Source organism: Paenibacillus brasilensis, from assembly GCF_009363115.1.
GTDB lineage: Bacteria > Bacillota > Bacilli > Paenibacillales > Paenibacillaceae > Paenibacillus > Paenibacillus brasilensis.
In genome coordinates this window covers 3,611,428-3,629,393 of the sequence record NZ_CP045298.1, presented here as the reverse complement: position 1 = coordinate 3,629,393, position 17,966 = coordinate 3,611,428, and the positions used below count along the sequence as shown (strand labels likewise).

The following is a 17,966-nucleotide window of genomic DNA, read 5'->3' as shown; positions in this document are numbered from 1 at the left end:
TTGTTACTCGCCAGTTATTTGACGGATATAATCATTCACCCGTTCCTCCGCTGGCCCATCAAAATCCAACTCAATCGGCTTATCGTCTAATCCGTCCGCCGTCTTTTGCCGCTTCGTAGTCTTCGGCATATTCCCACCCCAGTTCACTTACTATCGCCATGAGTACCAGATAATCAAACCGCTCGTTTTTAGCCGTAGGCGACAACTCTGCAAAAGCAGGATCATCCTGCAACTGCGCGTCAACCTCGGCAGTCACCCGGCGCAGTACCTTATCAAATTCCGAAGGGTTGCGCTTGTCTGGTGCTGACAGTGTACTTGTACCGCCATCATGTCCAGCTACCACCATAGCCCCAATAGCTGCATACAGCGCCATAGAACGGGCATCTTTAACATTGAGCCTGTTACCCCTCGGATGGTTGTGAACAAGCACTAGGCTACCAGCAGGAGCGCTCAGCAGCATATCCCGTGCTTTAGGCGTGAATGGGATGCTATCTTTGCTGCCTGTGACCCTCGTCAGCTCCTTGCCATCAAAATCCGCGAACGACAAATAGCCCTTACCAGTTTTGGAGCCCTCTCGTACCAGTTCCCGGCTAATGTCTGCTATTTTGTCTGCAGCAGCCGGTGATACATTAGAGATATCCACGTGATAAGAAGCTTTAGGGTTGTATGGTCTGTTTGGTAGGTTCTCCAACTCTGGGGGAACCGTCTTAATAGCATTATTGTCTGGTTCTACTGGCTTGATCGGCTCGGTTACATGGTCAGTAGCGGGTACATTTTCCTTAGCCCATTCAGAATAGGTCATGTCACCCGGCACGGCCTGATTCTTGCCATCCTCATCCCGGGCTATTCGCTCCTGGACATTATCCTCGTAATAAGGAATCGTTGTAGAGCGACAATGTGCATGCAATGGCGGGTAATTAACCCCTACCTCAGCCTCGGACAATGCAAATACCTCTCCATCCATGTGACGGCAGATACTTGATGTACGTTTATCTAGGGTAGCCGTAAACTTGTACTGCTCTACGCCCAGCTCCTTATAGGCATCCATACGAGACTGCCCGGCAAAGTAGGCTGATTCGGTTTGAATGATCCTGGCTGCAGCTGATCGGGATACTCCCATACGGTCAGATAAGGCGTTAATCATCTTATCCGGTGTATCTCCGCGTATCATCCCTTGTGTGAGCACCGTTTGAAGCTCATGGACTAACTTGTCACGGTCCTTCCAGATCCGTGAAGAGAAGTTCGAACCGTCTGCAGCCCAAGGTTTCGATATGACAGCCTCTATCTGGCGTTTGTCCAGTTTGGAGAATGTAGCACCCAGCCCTGTACCTTTGTGTAGCTCAAACACTGAGTGATAGTACCCATCCTTGTATATGTCGCCCATAAGCTCTTTAGCGCCTGCCTGACGCTTTCCTGTTAGGACTTCGACGTGTTGGCGCATCTGCATTTGCAATGCTTCTAAGCGAGTCATACGCACTCTGATGGATGCATTCTCAAGTTCCTTCATCCAACGCTGATCAACTGCATTTTCGCGGCCTGCCTTGATGTAATCCTCAACGGTCCACTTAAACTCTTTGAGCTCCCCCGCTTTGAGCACTTGCCGTGCTTCAGCCAGCCCTATTTCGTTGTTCTTGGCAAACCGCTGATAGAAAGTGTCTAAATCACGTTGTATTGAAGCATTAGCCTTGGCGTACTCAATCTCCATCTTGCGGACATAAGCATCACCCTTGCTTAGTTGTGCCTCGTTCAAGGCATCCATGCGTTTAGACCAGTATTCCTCGGACCTCATGACTGTTCATCCTGTTTTGGTACTGGTTCAGGAGGCGCGCCACCCGTGCCACCGTAAGGTTGATCTTCTGCCACAGTCATAGCCTCGCTCTTTTCCTTTTTGAGCCTGTCCAGTTCGTCCTGCACGTTGGTTACCCATGGATGATTAGCCACAATGGTTTCGTCCGATATAACGCCTACACTGTCTTTTGCATTCGTTACAGCTTCAGTTTCATTAATGAGAATGTCCCGATTGAAAATGAATTCTACATCAAACTTGGAGTAATCCTTGCTCGTCGTGTTAGCTAAATGTTGATTCACGAACCATAGCAACTGTTCCAGACTGGCTTGAAACTCTGTCTCTATGATGTTTGCATCCATATCCAGGTCACCATACAAGAAACGCAGGGCAATACCAGATGGACTGTTACCGAATTTATCAGATTGCGTATCTACCCCGCGTCCAAACTCATAAATACTTTTCCGCAACTCAGTTATATGGCTAGTTAGCGCCGTAGTATCAATGTTAACGCTTATGGTATCAATGCCACCGTCACCCGAAACCTTTGTCATACGGTATTGCGCCAAGTTGCGTCGAGCTTCTCCCAAGTCTGTACCATCGTAGTTTTTGAGCACGATGATATCATTCGGCAAGTCCTCAAGATTGTTGGAGTTGAAGGAGACGTGTTTGTCATAGTCGTCAACCAATGTCTTTAGAATTTCTACCAGCGGCATTTCTTCGTCGTTATATTTAAACGGGATGAACGGAATACGCTCCCAGTTGAGTTGTTGAACCTTTCCATTAACATCCTCAGCCGAAAAATGCCCCTGTAAATCCTCATACGGTACATATTCGGATGTAGAGTTTTGTACCCACTTCATCACACCGTCAGAATCCCAAAACTCAATGATTTGGATGGTCTTTTTTGTCTTGGCCTCGTATACTTCCACTGGATAGAAGCGAATCATTGCATCAAGCTCTGTATGAGCACCATCCTTCCAGAGTGGGACGCACTCTTTGGATGGAATGGCTTTGAAACTCAACTCTCCCGTTTCGGAATAGTACACTTGTAACCACCCAATACCATTGTTGATAGCATTTTTTCCAAGGTTTTTGAGCTGACGCAAGAAAGGCTTACCAAAGTATTTATCCAGTTCATCTTTATACTCTTTAGGGCCATCCGTTGTAATGCTTATCGGCTTAGACAGCAAATAACCTGTCTTTTGATCGACCAGCTTTCGTACAAATCCGAATACCAACTTGTTGTTGGCAAGATTCTGCGCCTCGATTTTAGCCCCACCTTCACCGATAACATATCGTTTATGCTGGAGTATTTCTGTCTTATTTCGATAGTATAGATCGCCAATAATCATCCACTCTAGTTTCTTGGATCGTTTGAAGTCATTAACCTCTTGCTGCGCTATCTCCCTATTGGTCATAGGAGCATTCTTTTCAAGGTTGTAGATTACTTCTTCTGTTGTGGTCATGTATACCTCCTTCCTTAAAATTCAAATGTAGGAGCTTTCATATCGTCCTCAAAGGCGTACCGTGTAGCATCGATAGTATGATTGTCCTTATCATCCAGTCGAGTCCGTGGATTGCCGTCTGCGTCCGTCTGATAGTCAATATTTTCAAACTCTCGGGCAATGTTTGGTGTACGAACTGGATCTATAACGATTTCCTCCAGGTCATCAAGCCACTTTTCGCCATACTCTACTGAACCTGGACCCTTCTTGGCTCCCTTGAAACGGCAATGTAACTGCATTTTTAATTCATCCACCGACTTTGGCTCTGCGCTGTCCGCTATTGTTAGCTGCTGGTCATACTTTTTCTTCTTGAGCTTCTCGCCCAACTCCCGGTTAGATATCTTCACGCCGTATACTTCGTCCAACGCATAGATTTTTCGCCGTGTTTTATCGTAATGCCAGCGAACAAAGGCCAGCGGATCAACACCGTAACCCCAGTCATTACCTTGTCGGATGTTGTCGAATGATTTAATTTCTTCGTCCGTAATCGTTCTAAAGGTTAAATTATCAAATGGTACAACACCACTCCCTATCGCTTTGCCAAGGTATTCCCACTCATACCGTTGGAACCGCGTACGCTTCATTTCCTCCGCTTCTTCGATACTTTCTTCGGATAGGTACGGATTGTTTAAATAAGTTGAGTGGTGAACATACGTATTAGCTGGTATAAATTGCGATTCATACAGCTTGTTAACCCAATTCTGCTTGCGCTTTGGTGGATTATAGGAGTAATAGAACGCATAAAAAAGACCATCTGGCAGCTTTGCGCGCAAAATGGACTTCTCGATTGTTGATACTTCATCTTCATTTTTAAATTCAGCCATTTCCTCGATCCACAAAAAGGCTATCGGAAACTTGGACATTTTAATCGACTTTATCTTCGCTGGATCATCCGCACCACGGAATATTATCTTATTGCCACGAGGGATGTAGACAAGCTGTAACGGGCTTTTGACCACTCGCCAATACTCAGACACCCCAAGTATCTCTATCGCCTCTTTAAGCTGCTCAAACACCGATTCCTCAAGTGTACGGGCGACCTTACGAACGCACAGGGTAGTTACTGGGTATTTCATCATGTCCTTAATGATTTTCAGTCCGATGTGGGCTGACTTACCGGACCCGCGACCGCCTTTAAGTACGTGCTTCAGGTATTTATGTGAGTTGGACACCCGCCAGAAGGTTTGAAAGTGTGGCGTGACCTTTTCGGATAACCTAACCTTGAGGGCTGTCATCGTCATCACCTAAGTCGTCAATGATCTGCACGCCTACAGCACCGTCAATTTGCTGTTTATCTGTCCACATAGCGTAACGCTTGCCAAGCAGTTCAGCAGCCTTTATGCGATCCTTGCCGTCCAGTTCCTTTTTAACGAGCGATTGCTCTCCCATACCCATGCCCAAAGGGAACTGTTCTTTCACCTTCCCACGCAGTACCGATGTAAGAAACTCAAGAATCTCGTCTTGCTTGGCTATTCGTTCCTCGTCCTTTTTCACCACTATTGAGTCGATGTATTCCCTCACCTTAGCATTTCCTAGCAATCTGGAAGCATTTACTTCAGCAGATTTACCTGTAGCCTTATATCCAGCCCTCTGGTAGCTTTGAGTAGCGTTACCTGTCTCAATAAAGTAATCTGCAAACTTCTTTTGATTCTCTGATAGCTTCATGTCATATCACCCACCCTCTTTCTGTTTGCTTGTCTCTGTATGCTATTGTGGAGAATCAGGAGGTTTGCCAACAGGTCCTATCGCTTCGCCATTAAGGAATATCATTGTCGATTCAAAAGGCTCAGGAAGACCCATTGTAAGGTGTGTGCCGAATGTGTTGATTAGATCCCATATTTGAAACCGTGTGTACCCTTCGTCATCGGTTTTATTATGGATTCCAAACACTTTGCTCCCACCACGCTGCCCAATATATGAATTCAGTTCATTGCATTGCTCTCTGAGTATCTTCAAGCCCGTTTCAGTGAGTTTTACCTTTACATACTCGTTGAAATTGATTTTGAAGTCTCTAATTCCTAATTTCCTGAGCGCCTCACGAGTTAAATCGCCAGTTTCAACGGCTGAAATATTAGATAATGCCTCGGATAGTTCCTTGGCTATCCCTTCAATTATTTTCTTAGCGTCACATTTTATATCAGCAGTCTTTATCGTTATAGAATGTGTGGTTAAACCTTTATACTGTGCAACCTCCTGTGGTGTACCCTCTATGGTTCCGTCTGTATAGAGTTTCATGTTATGACCTCCTCAACTTTCGTTTTATCCATATGATAGGCAACATTACAATAGCTACAGGCCAATAAATCAAATAACCGATTACCAAGTAAGTAATCATGAATCCGTATATCCATGTCTTGTGGTACCAAGGTAACCTATCTATTGATTCCTGTGTTATCATCGGCCCAAGCATTGCTACCACCCTTTCAGCAAATAAAAAAGCCACTCAAATGAGTGACTAATATCTAAATATATGTTGACGTAAGTAAATATATATAGTATAATTAAAGTATAGAAAGGAGGTGAACAATATGCGTAAAACGAGAAAAGAAGAACGACGTGATGAAAGAATTGCTAAAGTCGTGCTAGTGACTGCAATCATTAGCCTGACAACTTCTATCATCACCCTCATCACCGCTCTGGTTCGCTAATCAGACGACCCGAAAGGGGAGCCGCGCAAGCGGCTTTCCCATTGGGTTGGTGAAATACACGAGGTTCGTTCTTCTTTACTCACATTATAACACAAAGGGGCTGATTGTATGAATGCATCCAATATGAACAAGGCTACAATGGTAATGTGTGTAGCATCCATGATTATCAACTTAGCCGCCATAACCATAATCATCGTAAAGTGGTGAAAACGAATGTACAGCTTTAAAGATAAAGATGAATTACTTGCTTGGATACAATCCGAGTTAGTCAGCGCCAATGAAGCTATGGAAATACTTGATTGCTCACGGCAGAACCTTCACAGCTTTGTTAAGCGCGGTAAATTGGTCCCTGTTAAGGAGACTAACCGCGAACGACTATTCCTGCGTGATGATGTCCTGGAGCGTAAAGATGAAGCCAGCATATACAATCGTAAGAAATGAACCCGCCGAAAGGTGGGTTTTCTTTTTTTACACACAGCGGAATCGAACCGCTATAATCCTGTATGTGTCATATCCCCGGACTAAGCCGGGAAAAAGGTGTTATTTAAGTTGATCGGCTAGCTGCTTAATTACAGCTGGCGTACTGATACGTTGTCCATCTTTACGGTTACCCTTGATGTATGCTGCATCCTCGTTGCTGTAGTAGACTACACCGCTGCCCTCTACAATCGGATAACCGCTTTCGTCTGCTTGCAGCTCAGTAGCAGTATGTTTGCCGTGCTGTTTGGCATGTTCCTCATCGTGTAGATGCAGGATGCCGTATTGATCGAGATACGCATAATTCTGTGCCATCGTCGTTTCCTCCTATTTGTGCAAAACAAAAAGGACACCGTATACCGATGCCCTCATGCTTGCTTATTTAGTTGCGCCCTAACCCTCCGTCATGCGCTTGCCACTGCCGCTCCCTTATACTTGCGGTATGGTTCCCAACTACCCTTATTGTTGCATGGCTGCCAGCCCTGCTTTCACATCATCCCGCGTCAAGCTCCTCGAATCATTCATATAATCCTGAATCTGATCCGCTGTGTTATTCTCGGTCAGCATCTTTCCCCAAGTCATGGAATACACCCATTTGGGCTGAGCCTGCAACACCTCGGAACTTGGCACCTCACCGTGTTCCCCAATGGCAATCGGCTTGCTTTGTGCCAGTCCGAGCAGTCCTTCGTAATGACTTTGTTTAAAATCATTGTTGTAAATATCCATAGCCAAGATATCCACTTTGTCATCCCCCGGATATTTAGGGGGATAAGGGAAGGTGTACGAATTCGGGGCGTTCGGGCTCCATACCCAAAGCAAGTTGTTCAATTGGTGTGTGTTTACAAAGCGGTCATACATAATGTTCCACAGTTGAGTGAAATTGTTTTTGTTTCCCCACCAGAACCAGTCCCCATTCATTTCATGGTAAGGTCTCCATAACACTGGAACACCTGCATCACGGAGCTGCTTTAACGATATAGCGACCTTATCCAGATCGGCTATAAGAAGATTATTCTGCGTAGTATCCGGCGTCACATATTTATCGAACTCCGTCTGACTTAATTTCGTCTGCACATTGTCCCATGTCAGCGGCCTGCCCGGCAGCGCTTCATGAATAGTCATCGTCACAATGCCGCCGGCCCTGCTCCAACGGATGGCGCTATCGACGACATTTTTACGTTGTGCCGCCTCCGTAGCGGCGGACTGACCGGAGATGGCCCCCATCTCGTAGCCATGTACACCTACATAAGCCTGACTTATTTTTTGGACCTTGTTACTTAATTCATCCGGGCTTTCCAAATAATCATGCTGACCTGTGATTATTTTTTCCCCTGAAATGTTGAGTAAATAGCTGTATAGTTCCCGGACCTGAGTAGAAGCGTCCTCATTAACAGGTTGCATAAAATCCCCCTATTGTGCATAGCAAAAAAGGACACCGTATGTCGATGTCCTAATGCTTGTTTATAATATGGGATTATCTCCTCTTAAACTATAAGACAACAATCGTTTATAGGCTATCCCTATATATAGGTGGCATTTGCCCCACAGCAAACAGGTGTTTTAGCATAAAAACAGATTATTATTACGATTTTCCTTTATTTTTTCTTTGGCCCGTTGCAATAATGTCGATACATTACCTCTAGATAATCCCAATACATCCGAAATATAGGAATGTGGCATACAATGCCCATATGATAGCAAGAAGCATTCACGCTCCAAGTCGGTCAGCACTCTTAATGCCTCTTGTATTTGAAAGTGTTCTCCGTCTGATAAGTTGCTGGAGCTGCCAGCCTTGGAATTACTAACGTATGCCTGCATGCGTAATGGATCTACTAGCTTTTCTCGCTGGTAAGCCGCCAATCGTTCGACACCGCGTTTATTCCCTGGGCGCCGACCTGTCACCAGCCATTCTTCCACGAACTCACAATCACTCACCATACCGGATATAACCTTCTTGTCGTCCGCGTCAGCCTTTTTATACAAACGTGCAGCTATATTCCTCGCCTTACGGTAACTTAACGCTGTGGCCCCTCCCAGATCAGTCACAACGGGTGTTTGTTCCGTATCCTCGTCCGGTATCATATTAGCACCTCCTAGATAAAATCGAATATGTTTGTTTGCCCTTCCTGCGGTGAATCTGCCGAGTCCTGTATTAGCCCATCATCCAGCATCCACTTTGGGGCCGTATATAGGTAGTTGTCCCATACCGGTTCACCTTCTCTGGATCGGGCCGGGTTCTTCAACTCCGCTTTTTTCGTCCAAACCCAAAAACTATTTGCTGTTATACCGTTGTTATCTGCCATATTTAATCCTCACCTCGCTTGTATCTACCCTTTCTATGATCATATACCTATCTACTTGCACAACACCCACATAAACCAGCACAGCGCATAATATAGAGGTATAGGCTCTTATCATGGGGTGTCTCCTTCATCTTGCAGGAGAGAGTTAAGCCGATTTAGCTCTGCATTCAGGCGCTCTTCTGTTTCATCTCCATGTGTAGAAGCATCGCTATATTGCGACTCCCAGAATTCAGCCAGTCGTTTTAATTCGGCTATCTCTGCATCCTTTTGTTGTATAAGGGATTCAGCCTGTTTCAAATTATCACTAATCACTTTTATATTATTTTTCAATATTTCATTTTTTTCTTCTTCAATGCGCTTGCGTCTCTCAGCCTGTTCTAATGCTTTGTATGCACCTGTACGGTCACGGTCAGCGGCGGCGTGCCGTTCAGTCGCCAACTTACATTCTCTCATCCAGTTAACAAGTTCAGATTCCTCAAGCTCTTTTTCCAACTTCATAACTTGCTGGAGCCAGTAAGGAAGGGCTTCAGGTGCATTAATCATGAAACGCATGAATGCTTCCTTTCTGACATTTGGACCAAGCAAATCATCAAAAATATACTCATCCTCACTACCAATGACTATTTCCTGGTTAGAATCTTCTATCCACTCAGCTTCTTCTGTAGAAACCCATGCCCAAGGCGTTGGTGGCAGGCCAGTGCATCCATTCATATCCTCTTGCCAGTTACGTTCTGTCATACCTCTTCACCTTCATTCTGAATGAGTTGCAAATCAGAGGTTCTGGTGTGCATAGCATGTTCATCGTTTCCGAATCGAACCCAAGTCCGGTCAGTAAATTTGTCTAAGTTTTCTTTTACCAAATCAACTACAACACCAGTTCCCAACCCGGGTTTTGAGATGGATACCACTCGATCTCCAGGTTGTATATTTGGCTGCTGTAGTGGGTCTGGATCAAAAGAACATGATTCTACTTCGCCTTTCAAATCTTCATACGCTATTGCCCGTTCAATCCGATAATCATTGTAAGGTTCACTATTCACTTCTATTTTGCCATTCAGCCACTTCAACAACTTATCTGCATCTATTAAGCGTGGTTTATCTGTCATTGTTGTTCCTCCCTTGGTATCATTACGTTCACTTACACGATATGATCGGGTGCAGGTGTTACCTACACCCTGTATTGGTTTAATCCCTACTTGATAATGTCATATAAGCAGCTTCTGCCCTCTGCCTTGCTGTTGCGCCGAGAAGACTTGCCGCTAGTTCGATGGCATCGGAATACCACTTGCCCGTTGGATTCGTAACCTTCCTAAGTTCTTCACAGTATTTCACATAGGAAGTTTCCAGCGCCTTTGCCTGTACCTCCAGAGAGGCGACAGGGTCGGATGATGGTTGCCAATCCGTAACCTTACGTCGAAACTCTTTTGTGGCTCCATCAACCCATATAAGTCTCACACCATCCCACCAATTTACCCAGCCTAACAAACCAGCAAGAGCAAAATCTAATTTCTCGTCTATCATATCCAACATATCTATCATCCTTCCACGCCTGTAGCGTATTGTATTGGTGGTTACTCCCCTATGGAGTCTCGGTGAACTTGAATTAACTGGCCTTGGTAACCCAAAACTTTATCTCGAAGTGATGCAACAGTAGTAGGTTCGTATTTGATCTCTCCAGATGAGTATCTTATTTCCAAACCCTTCGGCAACCTTCCAAGAGCATCCCACATAAGGGCCAATTCTCCATAGCCGAATGGCGTTGCTTCTTGCAATTTCTTTTCCTGTAGAGATATTGTCTGGTCCCTCTCTGCCAGCTGCTCCCGGAGCTGAACAGCTTTGTCGTTCCATTCAATCGCCTGCTGCTGGAGTGAGTCTATCAGGGCAAGCACATTAAACATTACGTTACATGGTTTGATTTCATCATCGTCGACTATCAAAATTGTTCCGTCCAATAGGTCATATTTCCGTTCACTCATTTACCAAATACCTCCATATGACATGATTGGCATACTTTAAGCTCGTTACCGTTCTTTTTGTTCTTCATGCTCAGTTCTGCATGATGCTCTTCACAGAGTTGGCATAGAGTCTTTCCACATCCCGAGCACTTCTTAGGTGTACTCACCTTTACCGCCTCCTTGGGAAGCAGAGTTACTTTGATAGGCGTCAGGAAGTTCAACCCTTACAGGCGGTCGATCATATACAGCCAGGATCAATCCTCCGTTCCGGAAATATTCCAGATAAAAATGAGTGCGTACTATTTGACCTTCGCGTATAAACTCGAACTCTAAATAATCTCCTTTAACGTTAGTTATAATTCCTGTTTCATCTATTTCATCGCCGCCCTCGTCGTTCCCGGAAATACGTGCCAGCTTCCAACGCAAATTGGGGTTAAACGCCCACGACTGTACTGCTAATTCCATTTATAATCGTCTCCTTTAAGGTATATAGGGGTATATGGTAAGAGGCTGTTATGCCTCATATATATTAAAATTTTAAAAAAACTACTCCTACGTATCTCCCCTCGGTGTCGCACGTCCACTTTTTTAAAAACTCAGCCACATCATCCACTTTTGAAATCTCTTTTGTGGTGGCCGACACCCAGTTGACGGGTTCCCTTTTCAACATTCTGTTTTTACAATCTGCACAATCGCAATATTTGTATAACCCATATCTTTTTTCGCCTGTTTTGTCATAACAAACCATATAATTTGAATGCTTGGGTGTTTTCATGTGCGTTATCTCTCCTTTGGTTTAGGGTAAGAGGCTATGAAGCATCAAAGTGCATCTCAAATTCCCGTTCACAGTCCTCATTTTCACATCTTAATTTATAAGTCGTTCCGCATTCGTCCGTATCCGGCTCCATCCACTCTTCACCGCAATAAGGGCATTTTACAGATGTAGATAATTGAGTGACTTCGGTATCAGCATAAGTTCTGTATATCCGTTCCATGTTGCTTTCTCCTTTCTGTTGGGTAGGGTAAGAGGCTGTTATGCCTCACCCTCCTGAATTAGCGGAAATTTACCGCTCCACCATCTGCCGCCAGCCGGAAAGCCTCTTTCCACTCTTGATACTTCTCAATCCACCATTCTCCACGTTCAAAGGTGTCGGCATATTTCCTTGCTCGTTCTTCGTAGTCGGTAAAATCGTTTGCAAGTTTCGCAGAAACAACAGGACCAATAACACCTTCGCAATCCGAAAATTCAATAAGTTCTTGAAAAGCATTTGCCTCAGCAAAATCAGATAGCATCTTTCTCCACAAGTTATATCCGCTGTAGCTACCAGCGCGGAAACCATAACTTTCATCGTAGGTATAGACAGTATCGAACTCCACACCTTCTGCGCGACCAGGCCAGCAGCTTTCTGACCATCGCATACTCCCATCTGTTTGCCATTGATTTTCGTAATCCTCCAGTTCGCCATCCGCATCAAACTTTGGATTTTCGACCTTGACTAATTTTCTATACGCTGTAATATCCAATCCCATGTGATATCTCTCCTTTATAGGTAGTAGGCCAGATCTATTTCAGAACACCGAAGCTGTCCGCCGTCTTTTCTAAATGTTTGATAAAACCAGATAGGGTTACGCTCGTTTGTTTCCGTTGACAGTTCGAGATGTAAATAAACAACTCCGTACCGACCTCATTACTAAAATCTGCTTGCATTCCTATCTCATCCGTACTTTCATGCCACGTTTGTAGGCGTTCTATGGTAGGTGAATTATAATCCATGCTTATCTCTCCTTTGGTATAGGTAGTAGGGGGTGTATCCCCCTGGAGGGCTGTTACCTCCTAAATTAAGCTGTTTGAAAATACTTTTTAATCGCCTGACCAACCCATCTGCCCATTGGCACAGCAACCGCGTTGCCTATCTGACGGTAAGCATCATTGTCTGTCCCAGCGAACTTGAACCAATCGGGGAAGCCTTGTAACCTTGCATATTCTCGGACCGTGTAAGGCCTTATAGATACACCGTCATCTATCAACCTTGTCGATCTATCCTTTGCATAATGTGCCACACACGTGGGTGCTTTGCCGTCTAAGTCGGTGATAATGGGCTTGTCCCTGTAGTTACCATTCAAGCGCTTTTGGACGTATTCAGGTGTATAAACTTCGGCCCCAACCTCAATGACATCTCTCATACTTAATGGTTTTTCATCCGGGTAAGGCAGGTTGTCAAATGGTTTCTTGGTTCCGATCACAATTAGCCGTTTTCTTTCCTGTGGAAGCCACATGTTCGCATTTACCGGGCATTCAACCCGCACATAATAGTTTGGAAGCCTAGTAAGGCACTCCATTACAACTTGGAACTTCTTCATCCCTGGAACATTTTCGACGACATATACCTCTGGTTGCGCCAATGCCACATGCCGGAAGAAATGAAGAAATAAGTTGTCTCCAGTCCGAGTACCATGGATATCCGCAATTGCGCTGTACTTGGTGCAAGGGAATGTTCCGATATACACATCTGCGTCATGCTGGTCCAATACAGTGATTTTGGTTATATCAGCCTCATTTACTTGATGATCAAAGTTCTGCCGCAATGTCTCACAAGCAATTCTGTCTATTTCAAAAGACTCTATGACATTTATCCCGGCCTCGATCATCCCAAGGTCAAGGCCTCCAGCTCCGCTAAAGTAACTCTTCGCTGTAATCACTCTGTTGCTGTCCCTCCTTCTTATCCCCTGGGCCTGTCCTCTCTGCCCTTGGGGGCTATAGATTATCTCCGTTCCAAATCCCCGTTTTTGCCTTGCTTCAGCTCTACATGCCGCCGCCCTGGTTCTGCGAAAACATAGATTCCATCTTCCATTCCCTCGAACAACATGCGAATGGCTCCATCTTTATAATTGAATCCGCACCAGCTCAAAAATGCTTTGGCTTGGCAGTATCCCCTGCTATCGAAAATATGTGGTTCAACACCATCTTCATCGCACTTTTGGGCAATTCCGATCCGTCCATATTCTTCATCATGGAATACGAACAGCGGACCTTTATTCTCTAGTTTTAATTCCTTTCGAAAATCAGCGTTCAAACATATTCGCCCTTGGTTATCTAACGTAATTGAGATATCCAACATCCGTTTGTCGGTTTTACTAACAGGCTTTAATTTCCCCATGTCACCCCATCCTCTCTGCTTATTCCGGAAGCAATTTATTGAAGGCTCTTCGGTATAATTCCGATACTTTTACCTTCTTTTTCCTGTACTCCTGTCGAACACTTACCATGCCTTTATTTTCTTTTACCAACACTGGAAAGCCCGTTATTGGATGGGATGCAAACACTTTTCCGTCTTCGTCGATCCGATATGGATAATAGCCAGGGATATATTTTAGGGTCTTGTTTTCCATTTTAATAACTCCTTTACTCGTTGTTATAAGAATTACAATGTCATTTCTCTGCCGTTTTACTGGCCTCTATTTTGATGATAGCTCTTGGTATAATTTCATTTTATTTCGTATCTTTTTGATAACATTGTCAGACATGTTTTGCCTGCTCATACCAGTTATTTTAGCCATTGTCTGCTGTGTTTTACCTTGCATCAGGCCTTCGACAATTACCCGTTGTTTCGGTGTCAACATATCCAAGAATTCCCCAACATATATCCTTGTTTTATCGTCATCATCTTGGCATAAAATGTTTCCCATCGTCTTTCCAGTATCTCCATCATTGTCGTCCCGGTATATTTTCCTGTTGAATGATACATATTTGAATTTTTGCTCCATGTTACCGCGTGTTTTTTGGTTTCTTGGAACCCTGATTAATTCGCTTTTGTCGTTTATATATACCAACATATACCCGTGAATATAGCGTGTAGCATACGTGGAAAATGCATGTCCTTTGCTTTCGTCAAACCTTCTTGCAGCAAGCAATAAACCGATATTCCCCTCGCTGACCATATCTTCATAGTCGATCCGTTTGGTTTTGCATACTTCAAAATATTTTTGAGCTGCCTTGTGCACTAAGCCTTGGTTTTCCATCACCATTCGAATTACGTTTGTTTCATCCATACTCCCCACCCTTATCCTGTCATTTTTTCAAACTCAATTTCGATGCGCGGGTTTTTCCGATCAATTTCAAAATCTATTATTTGTGGCAAAGCCATCTTATCGTCCTCATATAGTCCTGCATCTTCTAAGGCGTCTAGCAGGGCTTTTAAGGCATTGTGTGTGTCGCGCCTACGTTTGTCAGGAAAATAGAACCAAAGCCTTACAACGACCTTCCCTGTGGCTGTAGACCACTTGTTTCCCCGTTGCCACACCTTAGCCCGTAGAATCGTATCTGCGAACCACCGTTCAGCCACTTCGGTTTTAATCCGCATCCGCCGCCCTCTCACCATCGCATTCCGGTACATATGGTTAACGCTTGGGGCCAGTCCCGGTAGTATTAACCGACTCATCCATTGCACCTGCCCTCCGGTAGATTTCCTTGGCTGCCTCAATGCGATAATCATAGTCAACTACCGGATTGTCTACTGCTAGGATTAACTCAACGTCAGACATGTTGTCTATTGGATTCACGGGGTATCCTCTCCTTGAAATAATCCAAGCCTATTTCTCTGCTCATTTGATAGACCATATTTGATGATTTCGTCCAAGGACCCGGCGACTTCTACAAATCCGTCAGCTCGGCAATCCCACCCAGTATAGTCACACCCCGCATCTATCGTTGCATACCTACCGTCTTGGAGTTTGAAAACCCCAATCCAATTTGGTCCATCATTCTCTCCTTCAGACATTGCGATAATTTCTTCAACGTCTTCACGATCAAATGGAGTGGTAGGAACAGGTTTAGCAAACTGTACTACGGTAATCGGATTCAGCCCTTGATAGTTTGCATTTGTCCCTTTTTCTTTCCCTGCATATCCAAAAGCTTCTTTCCAATCGTAAACGTCTAAACGTTCAAGCATTTGTATCCTCTCCTTGCCCTTTAGGGGCTGTGATTTTATTGGGCTGCCGCTTCGCTAGGCTGTTCGGTCGCTTCGGGGGCCTTCGGCAAAGGCATCCAATGAGTTACCTTTTCACCTAATCTCCAATTCGTTTCAGGCTCATAGTTAAATTCGTACCAACCGCTTGTAGTCCAATAGCAATCTTTCTCTTCGTCATATTCCCCGCCATCCGTGTACTGTTCATCCATGTAATCTGCTTCAAGAATGCTTTTTGGTGCTATATAATCTGCACATGTTGTCCATCTTTTGCCTGACGGAGCTATGAAGCTAACCAGAACCCTTTGTCCCGTTTTTGGAAGCTGCTCATTCACACTGATCCATTTAGCTATTACTTCATCTCTGGTCAATGTTTGTCAGCTCCTGTTCTGAAACCTTTGGTCATTTCTAAATTGCATGGCTCACCTACAGCTTTCGATGTTGCCATTAGACCTTTTGCCATGAATTCGACCAGCTGGATAAACAGATGCTCTCTTTCATCTTGAGGAAATTCGACCACCAAACTGCCGAGCGTGTAGCTCATGGCGCCTAACGTCTCTGAAAAGTCCCCCATCGTCTTGCACCATGCTGTAGCTTCCAATACCTTATTAGCTACAAACTGTTCCCGTTCACCTTGATTCATCTATCTTCTTCCCTTCTTATTGGAGTCAGCCTTGCTGCATGCGTTTTATAGCATCTTCACGTCGTTTTGATGTTGCTGTGTTGTGGTAAATATCCGAGCTTCCCAAAATACGATCAAACAGCCGTCCTTCTTCGTCGATGATGTTTCCCCACTTATCTTGAAGCAGCCATTGTTCCAGTCGTTCCAAATCCAAATTCAATGAAATGTTGGTCTTTTTGCCCTGTCGCCCGTTGATAATTGGGAACAATACGTCTTTATATTCATCCACCAGCAGCGCTCCGGCTCCTAATTCATCCAGCGTGAGTAGGTCACACGACACCGCGCCATTGATAACGTCAGTCAGCGTTACTTTTGAATCAAATCTAGTAGCCGTTTTTGCTAGTTTCATAAGCTGCGGCACATCCAAAAAGAGACAAACAAATCCTTGTCGATTAAGTTCATGGTGCGCCGCGGCTAGTAAATGGCTCTTCCCGTTACCTGGAGGCCCAAATAAGAGCAATCCGGTTTCCCGTGACTCAAAGGTGCTAACAAACTCTTTCGCGCCTCTGAGGGCCTTTTCTGTGCCTGTACGGGGTAGGAAGTTATCGAAGCTCGCTTTTTTAAGTCGATCATTCATGATTGACCGTGAAAACACCCGTTCCATTTGCCCCCTGCGATATCTCCGTTCGGCTTCCAACTGTTCTTTCTCCCGTTCCTCTTGGACACATCTGCATGCCCTATTAAGGCCCCATTTCTTCTTAGGCGGGAAATAGCTCCGTTTTATCTGCTGGCGGCACTTCAAGCAGCAGTACACTCCCTCAAACTCGCTATCTGCGAACAAAGATGTCGTACTTCGAACTGGTTCCCGTGGATCGGTCGGTATTTCCTCCCGCTCCGACCCGATCTTGTTGACTGCTTCCGCTATCGGTGACCGCCCCACCGTTCGAGTTGGCTTGTACTTGGCTGTTTGCATCGTGTTCTTGAGAAGCTGCTTGTCCTCCGGCGAAAGGTTTAGCTTGTCTATATCCACCCTTCTGCTCCTCCTCTTCTACTCTTTCGACAACCCAGTTTAAAATGGCTCGGTAATCACTAGCATATTTTTTGCCTTTTGAGCCCTTATAGTTGTCCAAGATTTCTATCATTCGTTTTGTTCTGTCTTCTCCATGAGCAAGAACAAGTTTGTCGTATTCTTGTTGAGTCAGTTTTACAAACTCAGCAAATTTGATTTTGGGCACACTGTCTTTTTTCTTATCATTCTTATCATTCTTTAAGTTCTTATCATTCTTGTTAGTTGTTAGCTGTTTGTTAGCTGTCTGTTGGCTGTTTGTTGGCTGTCGGTTAATCTCTTTGTTAGAGTCAACAGACGAACCCTGATAAAAGCCCCAGTTTACAACGGTTATCAGCCGATTCTTCTTTGTTGATTCGTTTGTTAAAAATCCATGCTTTTCTAATTTCAACAAAGCGGTTCTGATGTTTTGTGTTGTTACGTCAGAAGCGCAAGTTTCCTTCAAACTATCGAGAGAAGTTATGAACTGTCCCGGCTCTACTTCGTACACTTCACCCCTAAATTCCCACGTGTTTGACTCGTGATTCGCAAGCAAAAGGATTGTCATCATAACGTCCCTTTGCTTGCTATTTAAAAGTCGGTACACAGGACTTTTTAGGATCTTACGGTGGAGTTTGATCCATCCGTCCATGTCACC

Annotated in this window: 29 protein-coding genes and 1 pseudogene; 1 reads left to right on the top strand and 29 read right to left on the bottom strand. The window is 44.6% G+C overall.

From position 1 onward, the window contains the following. Positions 1–79 precede the first annotated feature (79 nt). The 5 genes from GCU48_RS17140 to GCU48_RS17120 are packed head-to-tail and all read right to left on the bottom strand — an operon-like array spanning position 80 to position 5,529. Positions 80–1,789, bottom strand: coding sequence for a minor capsid protein (locus GCU48_RS17140; protein WP_152380841.1), 1,710 nt, complete (start codon positions 1,787–1,789; stop codon positions 80–82). After that, positions 1,786–3,255 (bottom strand): phage portal protein, encoded by a 1,470-nt coding sequence (locus tag GCU48_RS17135; protein ID WP_152380840.1) that lies wholly within the window; start codon positions 3,253–3,255, stop codon positions 1,786–1,788. The genes GCU48_RS17140 and GCU48_RS17135 overlap by 4 nt, the downstream gene beginning before the upstream one ends. Positions 3,256–3,269: 14 nt before the next feature. Continuing rightward, complete coding sequence (locus GCU48_RS17130) at positions 3,270–4,529, bottom strand: PBSX family phage terminase large subunit (RefSeq protein ID WP_152380839.1); 1,260 nt, start codon at positions 4,527–4,529, stop codon at positions 3,270–3,272. Beyond that, complete coding sequence (locus GCU48_RS17125) at positions 4,510–4,959, bottom strand: terminase small subunit (RefSeq protein ID WP_152380838.1); 450 nt, start codon at positions 4,957–4,959, stop codon at positions 4,510–4,512. Before GCU48_RS17125 ends, GCU48_RS17130 begins: the two co-directional genes overlap by 20 nt. Before the next feature lie 42 nt (positions 4,960–5,001). Beyond that, positions 5,002–5,529 (bottom strand): hypothetical protein, encoded by a 528-nt coding sequence (locus GCU48_RS17120; protein WP_152380837.1) that lies wholly within the window; start codon positions 5,527–5,529, stop codon positions 5,002–5,004. 626 nt (positions 5,530–6,155) lie between these two features. On the opposite strand from GCU48_RS17120, the gene GCU48_RS17115 reads away from it, so the two are divergent. Beyond that, positions 6,156–6,383 (top strand): helix-turn-helix domain-containing protein, encoded by a 228-nt coding sequence (locus tag GCU48_RS17115; RefSeq protein WP_152380836.1) that lies wholly within the window; start codon positions 6,156–6,158, stop codon positions 6,381–6,383. A gap of 99 nt (positions 6,384–6,482) precedes the next feature. Here GCU48_RS17115 and GCU48_RS17110 read toward each other — a convergent pair whose 3' ends face one another. From GCU48_RS17110 to GCU48_RS27375, 24 genes and pseudogenes are all read right to left on the bottom strand, one after another. Beyond that, positions 6,483–6,734: a hypothetical protein gene (locus GCU48_RS17110; protein WP_152380835.1), complete on the bottom strand. Its 252-nt coding sequence runs from the start codon at positions 6,732–6,734 to the stop codon at positions 6,483–6,485. Positions 6,735–6,881: 147 nt separating this feature from the next. Beyond that, positions 6,882–7,820 (bottom strand): annotated as a pseudogene (locus tag GCU48_RS17105) (glycosyl hydrolase); the annotation flags it as partial. A gap of 159 nt (positions 7,821–7,979) precedes the next feature. Beyond that, positions 7,980–8,501 carry a sigma factor-like helix-turn-helix DNA-binding protein gene (locus GCU48_RS17100; RefSeq protein WP_152380833.1) on the bottom strand — a complete coding sequence of 174 codons (522 nt, stop codon included), beginning with the start codon at positions 8,499–8,501 and terminating at the stop codon, positions 7,980–7,982. An 11-nt stretch (positions 8,502–8,512) separates the two neighbouring features. Next, positions 8,513–8,722, bottom strand: a complete 210-nt coding sequence (locus tag GCU48_RS17095; RefSeq protein ID WP_152380832.1) for a hypothetical protein — start codon at positions 8,720–8,722, stop codon at positions 8,513–8,515. 111 nt (positions 8,723–8,833) lie between these two features. Then, positions 8,834–9,460: a hypothetical protein gene (locus tag GCU48_RS17090; protein ID WP_152380831.1), complete on the bottom strand. Its 627-nt coding sequence runs from the start codon at positions 9,458–9,460 to the stop codon at positions 8,834–8,836. Then, a complete protein-coding gene (locus GCU48_RS17085) occupies positions 9,457–9,828 on the bottom strand; it encodes a hypothetical protein (protein ID WP_152380830.1) in 372 nt (123 codons plus the stop codon). The genes GCU48_RS17090 and GCU48_RS17085 overlap by 4 nt, the downstream gene beginning before the upstream one ends. Positions 9,829–9,907: 79 nt before the next feature. Beyond that, positions 9,908–10,252: a hypothetical protein gene (locus GCU48_RS17080; RefSeq protein WP_152380829.1), complete on the bottom strand. Its 345-nt coding sequence runs from the start codon at positions 10,250–10,252 to the stop codon at positions 9,908–9,910. 41 nt (positions 10,253–10,293) lie between these two features. Further along, a complete protein-coding gene (locus GCU48_RS17075) occupies positions 10,294–10,698 on the bottom strand; it encodes a hypothetical protein (protein WP_152380828.1) in 405 nt (134 codons plus the stop codon). A gap of 132 nt (positions 10,699–10,830) precedes the next feature. Beyond that, a complete protein-coding gene (locus GCU48_RS17070) occupies positions 10,831–11,142 on the bottom strand; it encodes a hypothetical protein (RefSeq protein WP_152380827.1) in 312 nt (103 codons plus the stop codon). Between the two features lie 64 nt (positions 11,143–11,206). Next, a complete protein-coding gene (locus GCU48_RS17065; protein WP_152380826.1) occupies positions 11,207–11,452 on the bottom strand; it encodes a hypothetical protein in 246 nt (81 codons plus the stop codon). A 34-nt stretch (positions 11,453–11,486) separates the two neighbouring features. Further along, positions 11,487–11,672 (bottom strand): hypothetical protein, encoded by a 186-nt coding sequence (locus tag GCU48_RS17060; RefSeq protein WP_152380825.1) that lies wholly within the window; start codon positions 11,670–11,672, stop codon positions 11,487–11,489. 58 nt (positions 11,673–11,730) lie between these two features. Further along, positions 11,731–12,207 carry a hypothetical protein gene (locus GCU48_RS17055; RefSeq protein ID WP_152380824.1) on the bottom strand — a complete coding sequence of 159 codons (477 nt, stop codon included), beginning with the start codon at positions 12,205–12,207 and terminating at the stop codon, positions 11,731–11,733. 34 nt (positions 12,208–12,241) lie between these two features. Then, complete coding sequence (locus GCU48_RS17050; protein ID WP_152380823.1) at positions 12,242–12,451, bottom strand: hypothetical protein; 210 nt, start codon at positions 12,449–12,451, stop codon at positions 12,242–12,244. Positions 12,452–12,516: 65 nt separating this feature from the next. Further along, positions 12,517–13,377 (bottom strand): DNA cytosine methyltransferase, encoded by an 861-nt coding sequence (locus GCU48_RS17045; RefSeq protein ID WP_152380822.1) that lies wholly within the window; start codon positions 13,375–13,377, stop codon positions 12,517–12,519. Positions 13,378–13,439: 62 nt separating this feature from the next. After that, the gene (locus tag GCU48_RS17040; protein ID WP_152380821.1) at positions 13,440–13,835 is read right to left on the bottom strand and encodes a hypothetical protein; all 396 of its coding nucleotides are present in this window, start codon (positions 13,833–13,835) and stop codon (positions 13,440–13,442) included. Between the two features lie 19 nt (positions 13,836–13,854). Further along, complete coding sequence (locus tag GCU48_RS17035; protein ID WP_152380820.1) at positions 13,855–14,067, bottom strand: hypothetical protein; 213 nt, start codon at positions 14,065–14,067, stop codon at positions 13,855–13,857. A 66-nt stretch (positions 14,068–14,133) separates the two neighbouring features. Beyond that, complete coding sequence (locus GCU48_RS17030) at positions 14,134–14,727, bottom strand: sigma-70 family RNA polymerase sigma factor (protein ID WP_152380819.1); 594 nt, start codon at positions 14,725–14,727, stop codon at positions 14,134–14,136. Between the two features lie 11 nt (positions 14,728–14,738). After that, on the bottom strand, positions 14,739–15,116 hold the full coding sequence (locus GCU48_RS17025; RefSeq protein WP_152380818.1) for a RusA family crossover junction endodeoxyribonuclease: 378 nt from the start codon (positions 15,114–15,116) through the stop codon (positions 14,739–14,741). Continuing rightward, entirely contained in the window at positions 15,076–15,237 is a 162-nt protein-coding gene (locus GCU48_RS27020) for a hypothetical protein (RefSeq protein ID WP_167518717.1), read from the bottom strand. Before GCU48_RS27020 ends, GCU48_RS17025 begins: the two co-directional genes overlap by 41 nt. Continuing rightward, positions 15,234–15,626, bottom strand: coding sequence for a hypothetical protein (locus GCU48_RS17020; RefSeq protein ID WP_152380817.1), 393 nt, complete (start codon positions 15,624–15,626; stop codon positions 15,234–15,236). Before GCU48_RS17020 ends, GCU48_RS27020 begins: the two co-directional genes overlap by 4 nt. Positions 15,627–15,661: 35 nt before the next feature. Beyond that, a complete protein-coding gene (locus GCU48_RS17015) occupies positions 15,662–16,012 on the bottom strand; it encodes a DUF551 domain-containing protein (protein ID WP_152380816.1) in 351 nt (116 codons plus the stop codon). Continuing rightward, entirely contained in the window at positions 16,009–16,284 is a 276-nt protein-coding gene (locus tag GCU48_RS17010) for a hypothetical protein (protein ID WP_152380815.1), read from the bottom strand. Before GCU48_RS17010 ends, GCU48_RS17015 begins: the two co-directional genes overlap by 4 nt. Before the next feature lie 25 nt (positions 16,285–16,309). Beyond that, positions 16,310–16,960 (bottom strand): ATP-binding protein, encoded by a 651-nt coding sequence (locus GCU48_RS17005; RefSeq protein WP_167518716.1) that lies wholly within the window; start codon positions 16,958–16,960, stop codon positions 16,310–16,312. A gap of 130 nt (positions 16,961–17,090) precedes the next feature. Further along, on the bottom strand, positions 17,091–17,960 hold the full coding sequence (locus GCU48_RS27375) for a hypothetical protein (protein WP_208811847.1): 870 nt from the start codon (positions 17,958–17,960) through the stop codon (positions 17,091–17,093). Positions 17,961–17,966: the final 6 nt, after the last annotated feature.

Excerpts from the sequence above, each read along its gene's own strand:
- GCU48_RS17140 (WP_152380841.1), bottom strand. The coding sequence starts at position 1,789 with ATGAGGTCCGAGGAATACTGGTCTAAACGCATGGATGCCTTGAACGAG.
- GCU48_RS17135 (WP_152380840.1), bottom strand. The coding sequence starts at position 3,255 with ATGACCACAACAGAAGAAGTAATCTACAACCTTGAAAAGAATGCTCCT.
- GCU48_RS17130 (WP_152380839.1), bottom strand. The coding sequence starts at position 4,529 with ATGACAGCCCTCAAGGTTAGGTTATCCGAAAAGGTCACGCCACACTTT.
- GCU48_RS17125 (WP_152380838.1), bottom strand. The coding sequence starts at position 4,959 with ATGAAGCTATCAGAGAATCAAAAGAAGTTTGCAGATTACTTTATTGAG.
- GCU48_RS17120 (WP_152380837.1), bottom strand. The coding sequence starts at position 5,529 with ATGAAACTCTATACAGACGGAACCATAGAGGGTACACCACAGGAGGTT.
- GCU48_RS17115 (WP_152380836.1), top strand. The coding sequence starts at position 6,156 with ATGTACAGCTTTAAAGATAAAGATGAATTACTTGCTTGGATACAATCC.
- GCU48_RS17110 (WP_152380835.1), bottom strand. The coding sequence starts at position 6,734 with ATGGCACAGAATTATGCGTATCTCGATCAATACGGCATCCTGCATCTA.
- GCU48_RS17100 (WP_152380833.1), bottom strand. The coding sequence starts at position 8,501 with ATGATACCGGACGAGGATACGGAACAAACACCCGTTGTGACTGATCTG.
- GCU48_RS17095 (WP_152380832.1), bottom strand. The coding sequence starts at position 8,722 with ATGGCAGATAACAACGGTATAACAGCAAATAGTTTTTGGGTTTGGACG.
- GCU48_RS17090 (WP_152380831.1), bottom strand. The coding sequence starts at position 9,460 with ATGACAGAACGTAACTGGCAAGAGGATATGAATGGATGCACTGGCCTG.
- GCU48_RS17085 (WP_152380830.1), bottom strand. The coding sequence starts at position 9,828 with ATGACAGATAAACCACGCTTAATAGATGCAGATAAGTTGTTGAAGTGG.
- GCU48_RS17080 (WP_152380829.1), bottom strand. The coding sequence starts at position 10,252 with ATGTTGGATATGATAGACGAGAAATTAGATTTTGCTCTTGCTGGTTTG.
- GCU48_RS17075 (WP_152380828.1), bottom strand. The coding sequence starts at position 10,698 with ATGAGTGAACGGAAATATGACCTATTGGACGGAACAATTTTGATAGTC.
- GCU48_RS17070 (WP_152380827.1), bottom strand. The coding sequence starts at position 11,142 with ATGGAATTAGCAGTACAGTCGTGGGCGTTTAACCCCAATTTGCGTTGG.
- GCU48_RS17065 (WP_152380826.1), bottom strand. The coding sequence starts at position 11,452 with ATGAAAACACCCAAGCATTCAAATTATATGGTTTGTTATGACAAAACA.
- GCU48_RS17060 (WP_152380825.1), bottom strand. The coding sequence starts at position 11,672 with ATGGAACGGATATACAGAACTTATGCTGATACCGAAGTCACTCAATTA.
- GCU48_RS17055 (WP_152380824.1), bottom strand. The coding sequence starts at position 12,207 with ATGGGATTGGATATTACAGCGTATAGAAAATTAGTCAAGGTCGAAAAT.
- GCU48_RS17050 (WP_152380823.1), bottom strand. The coding sequence starts at position 12,451 with ATGGATTATAATTCACCTACCATAGAACGCCTACAAACGTGGCATGAA.
- GCU48_RS17040 (WP_152380821.1), bottom strand. The coding sequence starts at position 13,835 with ATGGGGAAATTAAAGCCTGTTAGTAAAACCGACAAACGGATGTTGGAT.
- GCU48_RS17035 (WP_152380820.1), bottom strand. The coding sequence starts at position 14,067 with ATGGAAAACAAGACCCTAAAATATATCCCTGGCTATTATCCATATCGG.
- GCU48_RS17030 (WP_152380819.1), bottom strand. The coding sequence starts at position 14,727 with ATGGATGAAACAAACGTAATTCGAATGGTGATGGAAAACCAAGGCTTA.
- GCU48_RS17025 (WP_152380818.1), bottom strand. The coding sequence starts at position 15,116 with ATGAGTCGGTTAATACTACCGGGACTGGCCCCAAGCGTTAACCATATG.
- GCU48_RS17020 (WP_152380817.1), bottom strand. The coding sequence starts at position 15,626 with ATGCTTGAACGTTTAGACGTTTACGATTGGAAAGAAGCTTTTGGATAT.
- GCU48_RS17010 (WP_152380815.1), bottom strand. The coding sequence starts at position 16,284 with ATGAATCAAGGTGAACGGGAACAGTTTGTAGCTAATAAGGTATTGGAA.
- GCU48_RS27375 (WP_208811847.1), bottom strand. The coding sequence starts at position 17,960 with ATGGACGGATGGATCAAACTCCACCGTAAGATCCTAAAAAGTCCTGTG.